Origin of the sequence: Vaginella massiliensis (assembly GCF_900089075.1) — a bacterium.
GTDB classification, from domain to species: domain Bacteria; phylum Bacteroidota; class Bacteroidia; order Flavobacteriales; family Weeksellaceae; genus Weeksella; species Weeksella massiliensis_A.
On record NZ_LT593746.1, the window covers coordinates 1 to 13,754 of the forward strand.

Annotated in this window: 8 protein-coding genes, 1 tRNA gene, 1 rRNA gene, 1 pseudogene and 1 other annotated feature; all 11 genes and pseudogenes read right to left on the reverse strand. The window is 38.6% G+C overall.

Annotation, left to right across the window (positions count from 1 at the left end; genetic code table 11):
- Positions 1-424: ribosomal RNA gene (locus BN8061_RS01130) — 23S ribosomal RNA — on the reverse strand; the annotation flags it as partial.
- Positions 425-759: 335 nt separating this feature from the next.
- A tRNA-Ala gene (locus BN8061_RS01135) sits at positions 760-836 on the reverse strand.
- A gap of 65 nt (positions 837-901) precedes the next feature.
- Positions 902-1,330 (reverse strand) — a sequence feature (16S ribosomal RNA rRNA prediction is too short).
- 440 nt (positions 1,331-1,770) lie between these two features.
- Positions 1,771-2,550 carry an alpha/beta fold hydrolase gene (locus BN8061_RS01145; protein ID WP_068595578.1) on the reverse strand — a complete coding sequence of 260 codons (780 nt, stop codon included), beginning with the start codon at positions 2,548-2,550 and terminating at the stop codon, positions 1,771-1,773.
- A gap of 305 nt (positions 2,551-2,855) precedes the next feature.
- Entirely contained in the window at positions 2,856-3,830 is a 975-nt protein-coding gene (locus tag BN8061_RS01150; RefSeq protein WP_068595581.1) for an N-acetylornithine carbamoyltransferase, read from the reverse strand.
- A 105-nt stretch (positions 3,831-3,935) separates the two neighbouring features.
- Positions 3,936-5,222, reverse strand: a complete 1,287-nt coding sequence (locus BN8061_RS01155; RefSeq protein WP_068597836.1) for a flexirubin biosynthesis putative acyl-CoA ligase FlxY — start codon at positions 5,220-5,222, stop codon at positions 3,936-3,938.
- On the reverse strand, positions 5,219-6,865 hold the full coding sequence (locus tag BN8061_RS01160; protein ID WP_068595584.1) for a C45 family peptidase: 1,647 nt from the start codon (positions 6,863-6,865) through the stop codon (positions 5,219-5,221). Before BN8061_RS01160 ends, BN8061_RS01155 begins: the two co-directional genes overlap by 4 nt.
- Before the next feature lie 2 nt (positions 6,866-6,867).
- Positions 6,868-8,394: a phytoene desaturase family protein gene (locus tag BN8061_RS01165; RefSeq protein ID WP_068595587.1), complete on the reverse strand. Its 1,527-nt coding sequence runs from the start codon at positions 8,392-8,394 to the stop codon at positions 6,868-6,870.
- Positions 8,391-11,957 (reverse strand): 1-acyl-sn-glycerol-3-phosphate acyltransferase, encoded by a 3,567-nt coding sequence (locus BN8061_RS01170; protein WP_162270398.1) that lies wholly within the window; start codon positions 11,955-11,957, stop codon positions 8,391-8,393. Before BN8061_RS01170 ends, BN8061_RS01165 begins: the two co-directional genes overlap by 4 nt.
- Positions 11,958-12,111: 154 nt before the next feature.
- Positions 12,112-12,849, reverse strand: a pseudogene (locus BN8061_RS01175) (glycosyltransferase family 2 protein); the annotation flags it as partial.
- A gap of 13 nt (positions 12,850-12,862) precedes the next feature.
- Positions 12,863-13,345: a hypothetical protein gene (locus BN8061_RS01180; RefSeq protein ID WP_068595594.1), complete on the reverse strand. Its 483-nt coding sequence runs from the start codon at positions 13,343-13,345 to the stop codon at positions 12,863-12,865.
- Positions 13,342-13,719: an ApeI family dehydratase gene (locus BN8061_RS01185; RefSeq protein WP_068595597.1), complete on the reverse strand. Its 378-nt coding sequence runs from the start codon at positions 13,717-13,719 to the stop codon at positions 13,342-13,344. The genes BN8061_RS01180 and BN8061_RS01185 overlap by 4 nt, the downstream gene beginning before the upstream one ends.
- Between the last annotated feature and the right edge of the window lie 35 nt (positions 13,720-13,754).

Genomic DNA, 13,754 nt, shown 5'->3' on the forward strand with positions numbered 1-13,754 from the left:
CGGTCTCTCAGGAGTATTTAGCCTTGGAGGATGGTCCCCCCATTTTCAAACAGGATTTCTCGTGTCCCGCCTTACTCAATTTAACAACTATAACCTTTTCGAATACAGGACTGTCACCTTCTATGGTTAACCTTTCCAGGTTATTCTTCTAAAATTATAACCGCTTTTGGGCTATTCCGCGTTCACTCGCCACTACTAACGGAATCTCTTTTGATTTCTTTTCCTATGGGTAATGAGATGTTTCAGTTCCCCACGTTCGCCCCATGTTGCCATGGTGACATGCCTTCAACATGCCGGGTTGCCCCATTCGGAAATCTACGGATCAAATCGTATGTGCCAATACCCGTAGCTTATCGCAGCTTATCACGTCCTTCTTCGCCTCTGAGAGCCTAGGCATCCGCCGTACGCCCTTTGTAACTTTTTTTCTCAAGTGGTCTGCTGTTTCTATATATAAATACAGCTAAACCAGTTTGTATAAACACAACTAAGCGTTAGTGTTTGTTAATCTTACTTGTTAAGTATTTTTTATCTTTTGCCTAAGATCTGCTTGCAAATTCTAAGTTTTTTGGCTTAATGCCTCTTATTCTTACTGCAAGTCTAATCTTAAATCAATGTTTTCTCGTTTTCTATAGCTTACTATTGTCTATATCGTTTTATAGTAATAGTAATCTTCCAGTATGTCAATGAACTTTTCGATTGGATGAGCTGCTGAGCTTACGATATTTCGCATGCTTGATTCTGCTCACTCATCACTAGTTTTGGTGGAGAATATCGGAGTCGAACCGATGACCTCCTGCGTGCAAGGCAGGCGCTCTAGCCAGCTGAGCTAATTCCCCTCTTTTTTAGTGTTAACCAAGCTGTAGTCTCAGGCAGACTCGAACTGCCGACCTCTACATTATCAGTGTAGCGCTCTAACCAGCTGAGCTATGAGACTCTTTCTAAACTCTAAAAAGAGTGGTCTGTTTNCCCATTGTCCAATATTCCTCACTGCTGCCTCCCGTAGGAGTCTGGTCCGTGTCTCAGTACCAGTGTGGGGGATCTCCCTCTCAGGACCCCTAAAGATCATCGCCTTGGTGAGCCGTTACCTCACCAACTAGCTAATCTTACGCATGACTATCCTTATCCGATAAATCTTTCAATATCAATCGATGCCAATCAATATATTATACGGTATTAATCCAAGTTTCCCTGGGCTATCCCGTTGATAAGGGCAAGTTCCATACGCGTTACGCACCCGTACGCCGCTCTCTAAGTAGCAAGCTACTTATACCGCTCGGCTTGCATGTGTTAGGCCTCCCGCTAGCGTTCATCCTGAGCCAGGATCAAACTCTCCATTGTAATAATTATTTCTTTTTACAATGCCTAAATCCTAAAAACTCAAATTGACGGTTCTTGGCTTATTTTGTTTCTTCTAAGTTTATTTTATCTTTCAAATGAACTGCTCTTTTTCTATTCGCAAAACCTTTTTCAAAGTTGCGAGCGCAAAGGTAAGAACTTTTTATAAATTGACAAAAGTTTTTTTGATTTTTTTTTAATCTTCAGGAAAACAATTCGTCGCGTTAATCATCCGACTTTTCTTCTTCCTTAGCTTTGCTTTCAAAATCCCAACTTCACTCAGGTCGTAACCTGTTTTGGGACTGCAAATATACAACGCAATTTTTCCGAAATACAAATTTTTTAGAAGAAAATTTCGAAACTCTTCCTAACATGATGAAAACCCGTGAGATATGACGAAAAAAAAATAGCTTTATAATTATTTACCCATAGATTTTACGCCACTTTTGTCAATTCTTTAAGCAAAATATTATTCACGATTGGCTCTATTTGCGATTTGTTGACCAACAATTGGTTATTATTTAGGGTGTCTATTTCATAAAACGAAACATTCTTTTTCAATAATTGTAATTGTTGATAAAATGCTTTCTCTTTGTTTTTATCAAAAAACTGAACACCTTCAACGGTTATGATATGCAAATTGGATTGAACAAACTGCAGCAATTCGGCAAGTTTCTTTCTATTTTTGGTAATATCGACCGTTTGAAATAAATTCAACAAATAATCGTGCTCTACTTTAGGCAATTTTATCAGCCAATCGTTCACAATTGGAGCACTTGCAATAGTCAAGAGGTTTTGTATTTTATTCGGAAAGAGCGTCGCCATTTCCCAAGCTATTCCTCCGCCCAAATCTGCGCCTATCACAGTAAATAATTTATCGACATCCAACTGAAACAACGATAACCAAAACAACACTGCCACATCGCGCGCCTCTACTTTTTTGTTCTGATAAAACACCACATTATCACCATCATTGCCTGGAATATCGAAACAGATTACTGTAAAAAAATCAAGGTCGATCGCCTTTCCTTCACCCATCAATCCGTCCCAATGGAGCATGCAATCTGAGTTGCTTTTCAAAGCATGTTGAATCAAAATAATTGGCGCTGTACCAATTTGTTTGCCGAATTGACGGTAATTCACTTTTTGATTTTTAATGATTTGATTGTTTTGCAGAGGCCAAACTGAAACCTCTAAAGATTGCAACTTACTCATGATTTTAAATTTTAATTGTTAACATCAAAAAACCCCGTTAAAAAAAATAACGGGGTTCTAAATATTTAAAAATTGTAGATACACAATATTACCTATCCAAACACCCGCACACGGTACGAATTCGCATCCATTGATTTTGTTTGTTTGAAATGGTAATATTGCTTCTCATTTTTCGATTAATTGTTGATGTAAAATTATGAATCTGTTTTGTGAAATAAAAATTATTTCGGGTTTTTATTTGTTTTTAGTATAAATTCAGGAAAATCACAAGCAAAAACCCATTAAACCGAAAATAATTCTAACTTCTATTTCAAACCTTTTAAAATTTCATGAAAAACAGCCTGGGCAGAGAAAATACGATTTGTTGCCTCATCGATCACAATCGAAACATCGGAATCCAGCACTTCATCTGCTACCACCACGTTGCGGCGAACAGGCAAACAATGCATAAATTTTCCGTTATTGGTCAATTTCATCTTCTCCATCGTAATTTGCCAATCTTTTTCTTGCGGTATGATTTCGCCATATTGTTCGTACGAAGACCAATTTTTGGCATAGACAAAATCGGCATCTTTCAATGCTTCTTCTTGGTTGTACGCAATGGTTGCGCCTTGTGTAAATTGCTCGTCGAGCTCATAGCCTTTGGGCTGAACGATTGTAAAATCGACCCAATCGACCTTAGTAAACCATTGGGCAAACGAGTTGGGAACAGCTTGCGGTAAACGTCTTGGATGCGGTGCCCAAGTCATGACTACTTTTACTTTTTTGGTTAGTTTTTCGGTTGGATTATAATTGATCTTTTCGGCAATGGTAATCAAATCTGCAAAAGATTGTAAGGGATGTAGCGTAGCGCTTTCTAACGAAACTACTGGAACAGAAGATAAATTCTTTACTTTGTTGAACATGACTTCTTGGTAATCCTCATCTCGATTTTGTAATTTTGGAAATGTACGAACTCCTAACACATCGCAATAGGCACTCATCACCTGGATAGCTTCGGTGATATGTTCCTGAGAATCACCATTCATAACGGTTCCGTCTTGCATCTCTAGCGTCCAAGAATCTGCACCAGCATTGAGCACCCAAACGTTTGCTCCTAAATTGTATGCCGCCTTTAGTGAACTTAATCTCGTGCGCAAACTAGGATTGAAAAAGATGAGTCCGATAGTTTTATTTTTTCCTACTTCTTGTTGTGCAAACGGATTTGCCTTGATTTCTAATGCTTTTTGTAGCAATTTGTCGATGTTTTCTACATCATTTACAGAGGTAAATTGTTTCATTTTAGTTTTTATTCGTTCGATTCTAAAACAAATTTAGTGTAAATATAGCATTACCTTTTAGCAGCAGAAGATATTTTTGTAAAATACATTTGGTGGGAATAGGTTTTAACGCAAATCGATCAGCATCGTTGGTTTGCGTTTGAGCGGATTATAAACAATTGGCGCCAAAACCTCTTCTGAAACGAATTCGACTTCTGGTGTTACCCTTAATTTTGCCCTGAAATGATCTTTAATTTCTTTCAGAAAATCTTCCGAATCATTATCCGACACAATTTTTATACGTATAACATCCGTACCAAATTCCGAACAAGAAAGTTCGATCAAATGCATGGAAATAGCATCATAATGCGCCAATAAATCGTGCATCGCTGGCGGATACAACGTGGTTCCTTTATATTTTATCATCTGTTGTTTGCGACCTTCAACTGGACCAAGACGATGGGTAGTTCTACCGCAATTACATTGTTGCACATGTTTGCGAACCAAATCGCCAGTTTTGAATCGTAGCAATGGCACGCCTTCTACGCCCAATGTTGTGATCGTCAATTCGCCCAACTCTCCGTCTTCGACTTCATTATTATCTTCGTCCAAAATTTCTGTAATAATCAATTCAGGATGATGATGTCCTCCTTGCTGAGCTTGGCACTCTGTAAAAGCTGTTGCCATCTCGGTAGAGGCATAGGTAGAATACAATTTCAAGTTCCATTTAGAAGTGATTTTCTTTGTCAAAATGGTCGGTTGAAAATCAGAAGTTCTCAGCGCTTCGCCAATACAAATTACGCCTTCTACGCCACAATTACTAAAATCGATGCGATGTTGTTCTGCATATTCGATCATTTTCAATAAAAAAGACGGAACAGCAATCAGGTATTTTGGTCGAAATTGCAGAATAGAATCCCACTGCAGCGCCGGTATGCCCGCTCCTACTCTAATGACACTTGCACCTAACTGTCGCAAACCAAGGAAATATGCCAACCCCGCCATAAAACGCCGATCCATCGTCGTCATCAATTGGACCACATCTCCTTTTTGCACACCAGCACACTCGAACGAGATGCACTCGTTATATGCCAAACGGTCGAGGTCTTTGTCGGTAAGACCAAAAGTTACCGGATCGCCCAAAGTGCCCGAAGTTGTAGCAAAATCTACAATTTTGGATTTCGGAACACAAAAAAAATCATCGTTGTACAGTTGCACCTCGTTTTTGGTGGTTACTGGTATTTTTTTCAGGTCTTCTAAAGTTCGAATTGCTCGAATATCGATCAGATGTTTTGCAAAAAGACGCTGATAGAAAGGCGAATTGGACTGTAAATAGCGCAATTGTTCTCTCAATTTTTCTTCTTGAAACTGCTTGATTTCTTCTTTGGATTTTTGCTCTATAGGTGGAATCATCTTTTCTTTTTTTGAACTTTCCTGATTTGTTTTTCGATGGAATGCCAATCAGACTTCGTGGTTACTTCTTTGGATCTTGCCAATAGAAAATACTTTTCTGCTTTCGCCAAATCGCCTTGTAATTTAGCATTTATTCCGGCATCATAATACACTTGCCAAAATTCTGGATTGGTCGCCACATACTGCTCGATAAATCCATTATCTAACGCTGTTTTTCTCTCGTGAGCTCGATGGATGGTCAAACGCTTTTTTTTGAACAATTCGTATTGCTCAAACGCTTTTGTGAGCACAAATGGATGCTGCGGTACGCGAAGCGAATCGACTACAATTTTCACAGTCGGATACATTTTTTCTTGCAACTTCGTTAAATCATACACGGTAAATTCTCCCATATTATAAGGAGCAGACGAGACGTAAACCAATTTTTTTTCTGGTCTAAAAACAACCGCATGATGCGCCAATAATTGATTCAAAGCTTTTTCATTTCCCAGTCCGATATCCTGATGATTCAATCCTTTGAGATTTCGAAGAACTTGAACTACTTTTTGATCATCGAAGGGTTTCAAATCGTGAATTTCTTGTTCTAAAATTTGATATCGATATGCCGAATGAGAATTGGCGATATGTTTTTGGTTGCGTTTATCCGCTTCGAATGGTGAACTCAGAAAATGATTGGTACTGATCAACCAACTTCCGCTGGGCTGTACAATGCCTATTTTTTTGGGTGAGCGTTCGATCAAAATTGCTTTTCGATCAAATGCACTCGAAATCATCAACGATTCTGACACAAAAACTTCTCTGGTTTTGGCAATGGCGATTGCCTCTTCTATCGTTTTGGCATATTGCAAAATTTCGCGAACAAGCAGTGCTATAGGCGTTTTTGCTTTCAACGGAATGCTCGATTTCCCAGCATTGATGGTGACCGAAAGCCCTTCTACGTTCATTCCAGATGTTACACCTACAAACCCCGGCCAACCAATCGAAAGATAAGCATATCCATTTTCGGGTTGCACAAATTGAACCACTTTATTTTCTGCAAAATCATCATTCAGATAGAAATCAAAATTGCGTCCGACCAACAATTCGCCGTCCATCGAATTTTCGTCCCAAACAGCGAAAGAAGAGCATCCGACAATCATAAGATCGTTCATCGCATGTCCAATATCATGCGCTGCATGCAGGTATAAGGCTCTTGGATAAGGCTTGGCGATGGAATCGAAATCGGGATTGGAAAATTGGGATAAAGCAAAAATTTCTGTTTTATATTCTTCCGAAATATGCTTTTGGATGTCGCGATTGAACCACCGAAGAAAGAAATTCAAAAAACCTGTTTTTTTCTTATCTCCTAATAATTGTTGTACACCTTCAAAAAAAATCGATTCTTGATTCTGATATAAATCTTGCGTGAGAAGCCCGTTTTTTGTTCCCAAATCGTAAGCATTCCCATCGAGATACATTTCCCAATTGCCTGCACGATTTTTGCGAAGAAAATTATGATCAATCGTTCGAAGACTATCCGAATGGACAATCAATTGATGCGTTGATTTCGGGTAAAATCCTATATTCGGAGTTTGTTTCAGGCTGCGATTTATACCGCAAGAACTGAACAAAAACGCAAGACTTATCAACAACCAATATTGCATAACTATGAATTGTTTTTTTTTATTTTACGTACAATCTCATCGAAACCTCCCAAAATTTCTGAACAAGTAACAAAAGCTCCAATGGTAACGCCCAAAATGCCGTGCATGCGTATATTTTGTCCTGTCAAAAACAGATTGTCGAGTTTGGTTTTTGCTGAAATAAAAGTTTTCATTGGTGCATTCGAATCTTTGGTAAATCCGTACAAATTGCCTTTTTCACAGCCAATAAAATCGCGGTAAGACAAAGGCGTAGAAGCATATACCGATTTTATTTTCGATCGGATAGACGGAAATTTCTTTTCCAATTCATCCAAAACCAAATCAATTTTTTGTTGTTTAAACAACTCATAATCTTCGCCTCGTTCGCCTTTACGCTCTATGGTTTTGGTGTTGTGGGTGTTTTCCCAAGCCTTAAACTCATCAAAATCCATGTACGTCATCACGGTCATCCCATCGGTCCATTGCTGATTTTCTTTAGACACGTTGAACGTTGCAACATACATTGCTGGCCAGTCTGAAGAAGGTAAAAGATGTTCGTTCAATAAATTTGCTGACGAGCGATGATGATAAATATTGCGATTGAGGTAAGGAAAAGTTTCGGGTTCGAAAACAAGGTGTACCGAAAAAACTGAAGGCGTAAAATTGAGGCTATTGATACGCTTGACAAAGGGTTTGGAAAAGTTTTTTTCGCCAACCAACCGAATGGTCTGATTGAGGTTGATATTCGAGATGAAACGGTTGGCAACATAGGTTGTTCCGTCTTTGGTAAGGCAAGCCATCACTTGATTGTTTTCAACAATAAAATCGGTTACTTCTTGGTATTTGTACACTTCTCCCTCCAACTTTTTGAGCTCTCGAATCAGCAATTTAGACAACTGGCTACCACCTCTTATGCATCGCCATGCGCTTTTCATGTACGAATTTACCGACAATGCATGCACATAAAAAGGCGTTGTTTCAGCTTCGCCAACGTATAAAAAATTATTCCCAACCAAAACCGATTTTAGCAAATCGTTGGTGGTCAATTGATCTAAATATTCTTTCAGGTTGATGGATAAAATTTGATCATCATAGGCCATCCTTCCTGGTTGCAAATTGTACATCGGGAACGCATCGCAAATGCGATCTAAATCTTGGCAATACTGCTCCAAAGCTGCTTTTTCATCAGGAAAATGCTGATGCAATTGTGCGATGAATTGGGTATGATTTTGCGCTAGCGGAAATTCTTCTTCGATGTCGTCGAACGAAATTACATCAAAACCATCGAGTGCTAATCGCTGCAATTTCAGATCATTCATTATTCCTAAATATCGAAAATATTGATAGAGATTTTCACCCTCAGCCAAACCGCCGATATAATGAACGCCTGTGTCGAAAATCACGCGATCTCGAACAAAAGTCTGCAAATTTCCGCCGAACTGATTGTTTTTTTCCAAGACCACCACTTTGTAGCCTTCTTTGGCCAAAACAAGAGCAGAAACCAATCCGCCCAATCCGCTTCCAATCACAGCTACATCGTACTTTTTCATCTTTTTTTGTATTGGATCAATTTTCCTAATTGGTGAATTTTTTCGTAATTTTCTAAGACAGTAGATGGAACAGTTGCATCGAAGACAAAAACCTCTTCGATGTTCGGATGAATTTCTGCATCGTATTTTACATCGGAAATGATCAGCACTCGACAATCGGCAAAATCATCTTGCTCATCGAGGTAAGAAATCGAACGTTTTTTCACCAAATAATTCATCGAAGCAATCGCTCTCTTTTCATCATCCGAAATGTAAGTTTTTATCTTTCGGTTGGGTTCGCTCATTGCCAACAAAAAATCGAGTTCGCCCAAATCGTGCGCTATTCTACCAATTTTTTCACGCTCTCCTATCAGGCGATTGAGTTGATGATATACGGTTTTATTTTGTTCGAAACGCTTCTTCATCTCTGTCACAACCTCTGGCTCTTTGTACAAGAAACTCAGAAATAATTTGGTTCGATAATAATTTTCGTTTTCATACTGCTTTCGCAAAGCGCTGAACTGTTTTTTGAATTCATCGCTTATTTTTTTGGTTCGGACAGCATATCCTTTTCCGAATCGTTCGTCATTTGGCTCGATCACTTCGCCAAAAATCGTGAGCAAATGCCCATCGTAAATAATGTAATCATTCTTCGGCCAAACATCCGATGCGCCAAGAAGATATACGGGCTGAATTGGAATATTCAACTTTTCTGCCAAATAAAACGCTCCCTTATGAAATCGGGCGATGGCATTGCTTTCAGAACGTGTCCCTTCTGGATAAATGATGAGCGAAAAATGCGGTTGAATGCGCTGTTTAAACGTTTCAAATTCTACTTCTTCATTTTTCTTTACAGGATAAAAACCTGCCGAACGAACGGCTTTGCCAAAGACAGGAGAATGATAAACCTTGTTGTTGACCAAAAACACGCTGTTGGGTATCGCCATTTTGTTGAGCGGAATATCTAAAGATGAGGAATGATTGGATATGAAAACCGTTTGAGTCGAATTTCGTTTATCCAAATGCAGGATTTTTTTCTTCACAAACGGATTGATGTAGGGGATAGTTGCTAAAAAACCCGTCATCCAACGGTCGATAATTTTTCGTTTGCGAATATGCGAAATCGGTGCTAAAGCATTGAATAGCACTATCAAAATATTCAACACAAAACCAAAAAACAAAAAATAAGCAAAAAATGCAACCGATTGAATCACCAAACGCAAACTCACAGGAGACAATCCTTTGGCTGGACGGTTTTGAAAGAAAAACTTAAACAAGGGCGGATAAAAAACAAAGGTAATCATCACAGCAACCAACACCCCAATAAGCGCCACCGACGAAATGGATTTGAGGGCTGGATGTTGTGCAAAAATTAAGCTACCTAATGCTAAAATAGTAGTGAGCACCGCCAGCAATATAGAAGTTCTATATAACTTCTGTTCGTTGCGACCCGTCGTATATTGTTTCTGCAACGCACTGGTCATGAAAATGCTAAAATCCACGCCATGCCCCAAAACCAATGTATAGACAATCGAACTGAATATGTTGAATTCGATTTTGAACAAGCCCATCAATCCAGCTGTAACAAATCCAGTAAGAGCAATGGGGATAAAACTGGCTAAAGCCAATTCAATTCGTCTAAAGAAAATCCACAAAATAAGGAGAATAGCAATGGTGGAATAATTGATTAGACGATTAAAATCATCGACCAAATTGCCTAAAAAAGTCTCGTTGAGATTCTTGCGATCGATGATCACCAAACCCTCTGCATTGTCGTATTGCGAAACGAATGAATTACGCTGTTGTTCGTCTAATTTTACCAAAGTAGAAACCGTAAACAATCCGTCTTTCTCATTGAAGAATTCAGACAAAATTGACGAGTTGAATGCTTGAATTTCGTCTAACGAAACCGCTTCAAAATCATGAGCAAGCTGTTGAAAAAACTCTTCGTGTGCCTCTGCTGTCAAGCCCAATTCATCTGCACTGAGTCGAATCAACTGTTGAGTTCTCGCAATTTTTTCTGGAGTCCAAAACCGCTTCCAATCATCAAGTTTTTTTTCTTGAATCGCTTTAGGCAAAAGCAAAGCATTGATGGACGAATAATCTAAAATTTCTTTAGACTTCAGATTCGTTTCCAACTGTTTTTCGAGTTGTTGCGAACGCTCTACAGCCTCGTCAAGGTTGCTTCCATGCGCAATTACATAGACCGACTTTTGCATCATATTGGTCGATTTTACCAATTGATTTTCGGCTTGAATTTGATCGATTGGAACAAAATTTAGACTTTCTATATTTTGATTAAACTTGACCTTATCGAAGGTAAAAAAACTCATCGCGACCAACACAACCGACAACCAAAACCAACTTTTCTTTTCATCGAAATTTATTTTGGCTATCTGCTCCACTATATTTCGATTTTCTTTGATTTCGCCCTTCGAAGGATGGTACAAATGCGGAACCAAAATTAACGTGAAAAATCCGCTTGCGATAACGGTAACAAAAGCAAAAATTCCTAAATCTATCAACGCTTCGGAATGCACAAAAATTAAACAAATAAAGGCAACTGCTGTGGTCATACAACTCATGAGTACAGGTCGCGTAATGTCTCGAAACAATTGCGATATCGAGGGATTTTTTCGATAATGCGTCATCACATGCAAAGCATAATCTATGGTGATTCCTAGCAAAACGGCACCAATACTCAACGAAATAGCAGACAATGAATCGCGCAAAAAATATAAAACACTCAGCGCCGTAAGCAACCCAAAAATTGTGGGAATAAAAATGATGATGGGAGTAAAAATTTGTCGGTAAAAAAGCATGAGCAACAAAACCAAAATAGACATGGCAATCAAAACAGTTTTCATGATATCGGTTTTGATTTGTTGTGCATTGGCTACCGCAATGATTGGAGCACCAAAAAAACTAATTTCGGTACGATGGAGTTCGGCATTCAACGCTTGCTGAAGTTCGGTCAAACCTGCAACAAAAGCGGCATTGTGCTTGGTGTCGCCGCTCTTGTAAACCGGATCGATGAACAGTAAAAGTTTCGAATCGTCTTGCGTAAAAATATAGCCGTCGCGGTACTGCAAATCGGTGATCGAACCGATTTTTTGTAATTTTTGCAAAGCCCGAAATCCTAAACCCAAAGGATCTTTCAAAATAAAATCTTGCAACACAACTCCCGAAGGCGACAATAAGGTTTCGAAGTTTTGGGTCATTTTCACCGAAATAGAATCGGTATTCAATTGTGAATCAATCCATTGATAATCTTTTTCATCCAAATAAATAGGCAAGTGATGGTAAACAAATTCGAAGGCTTCTATCATCAACTCATCATCTGCTACACCACCAATATTCTTGATGTAGACGCGATATTGCTCTAGATTATCAACCAAGCGATCTGCGGTTTGCATCATCTCCTCGATCGAAGCGTCGTTTTTGCGCTCGATGATGACTGTAATTTTATCGGAAAACTGCTGTTGTTGAAATACTCTCGTCGTAATATCCGATTTTTCCGAATTAGGAATTACACGGGTAATATCGTCTTCGAGCTGTAGCTGAGTCGTGAAATAAGCTCCCATTAGCAGAAAAACAAGCGCAAAGAACACGCTCCACACGCGATGAGTTGAAATCCAATGATATATGCGATAAAACAGCTGATGCATCTGTATAAAAATCGCCTAAAAATACGGATTTTTCATTAGTTGATAAAGGAACAGCTCGTTAATTGAAAATCTTTTTCAGGATTCGCTTGGGAGCGAAATAAATCAGGGTAAAAAACACCAAAACAGTATTCAATATGCTGATGCGTGTAAAATCTCGGAAAGGACGAAAATGCGAAACACGTTCGACTGGATCGTACAAAACCTTGATCGGAACGTTTTCTACTGGAATATTTCGCCATGCCAAACGCACAATAACTTCGATTTCGAACTCGAATTTTTTGGTATAAAAACGCGTTGGCAATGCGCGTAAGGGATAAAGACGAAAGCCAGATTGCGTATCTTTTAACGAAATTCCAGTCTCGAACCAAAACCAAAAATTAGAAAACCGATTTCCAAAACTCGATTTTTTAGGAATGCCGTCTGCTTCCATATTTCGATTTCCAATCAGCAGAATGTCGCGCCCTTTGTGTTGTTTGAGTCGATCCATAAAAACAACAATATCGTCTGGATAATGCTGCCCGTCTGAATCGATGGTTAGGGCAAAATCGTAATCCAAGTCTTTTGCCCAACGAAAAGCATATTGCAAGGCTTTACCTTTTCCTTGATTTTGAGCAAAATGGTGAAGGTTGAGATTAGAATAGGAAGCTAAAATTTCTGAAGTCTCGTCTGTAGAACCGTCATTGATGATGATGATTTGATCTGTACATTTCAACACGCCGTCTACAACGCGCCTTAGCGTTTTGGCATTGTTGTATGTGGGAATAATCACACAAACTTTAAAGGCTAAAAAATCGTTCTGAAGCGTCAAACTTTAGTCAATTTTAGTTCAACTTTTCTTTATCGGCATTCGTCATCGATTTGGAAACTTTGCTATAATGTTTTATCATTTTCCTTACCTCAGCATTTTGAGAAGGATAAAGCGAAATCAATGTTTTTCGATCTTCTGCAATATGCGTATTGTACTTCATAAACTTTGGCAAATTTTCCTGTATAACGAAGCGTATCAATCGAATTTCGGCATTTTTCGGTTCTTTATTCACCGCATTATCAATTAATTTAGCTCCATTTTTCAGCAATTCGGTCTTTTTTTCTTTATTTCCAAAATATCGAGAATACATGATGCTAGAAGCGCCTTTGTATGCCAATATCGTTGAATTGTTTCCGCTGTAATCTTCCAAAGAACGATAGAATTGCTGAGTAATTTCTTTGTTGTTTGCCGATTTCTGAAATTGTTCTCGAAGCTCGGGCAAAGTGGTTTTCAAGAAAAAAAAACTACAGAATAAAATACTTAATATCAATTTCATATTTTTACTTTTTTATATTCGCCAAAAAACTTTAGCGCTACCGTATGATCGAATTTGGTTACGTTTTTTACCTTTACTTGATCTTCTTCGTTCGAAATCGATAGTTCTAAAACCAATTTCGGATTTTTTTCTGGATTGATGATTGCCATAAATTTCACATTCGACAATTTGATTAATTGCAGGGGTTGTTGCAAAATTTTTTCGGTCGACTCTTTTATGATTTGCATCATGCAAACGCCAGGAGTAACAGGATTGTTAGGAAAATGCCCTCGAAAGATTGGATGCGCCGCATTCAGCGCTAACGTTACGACAAATCGGTTTTCGGCAATTTCGTTGGTATCGATTGTGGTATAAAAATCTGTTAGTAAGGTCATTTTCCTATTTTTGTGTAAATAAATTCAAAATTTGC

Bases quoted from the DNA above. Each gene is read 5' to 3' on its own strand.
- BN8061_RS01160 (WP_068595584.1), bottom strand. From the start codon at position 6,865: ATGCAATATTGGTTGTTGATAAGTCTTGCGTTTTTGTTCAGTTCTTGC.
- BN8061_RS01150 (WP_068595581.1), bottom strand. From the start codon at position 3,830: ATGAAACAATTTACCTCTGTAAATGATGTAGAAAACATCGACAAATTG.
- BN8061_RS01145 (WP_068595578.1), bottom strand. From the start codon at position 2,550: ATGAGTAAGTTGCAATCTTTAGAGGTTTCAGTTTGGCCTCTGCAAAAC.
- BN8061_RS01155 (WP_068597836.1), bottom strand. From the start codon at position 5,222: ATGATTCCACCTATAGAGCAAAAATCCAAAGAAGAAATCAAGCAGTTT.
- BN8061_RS01180 (WP_068595594.1), bottom strand. From the start codon at position 13,345: ATGAAATTGATATTAAGTATTTTATTCTGTAGTTTTTTTTTCTTGAAA.
- BN8061_RS01185 (WP_068595597.1), bottom strand. From the start codon at position 13,719: ATGACCTTACTAACAGATTTTTATACCACAATCGATACCAACGAAATT.
- BN8061_RS01165 (WP_068595587.1), bottom strand. From the start codon at position 8,394: ATGAAAAAGTACGATGTAGCTGTGATTGGAAGCGGATTGGGCGGATTG.
- BN8061_RS01170 (WP_162270398.1), bottom strand. From the start codon at position 11,957: ATGGGAGCTTATTTCACGACTCAGCTACAGCTCGAAGACGATATTACC.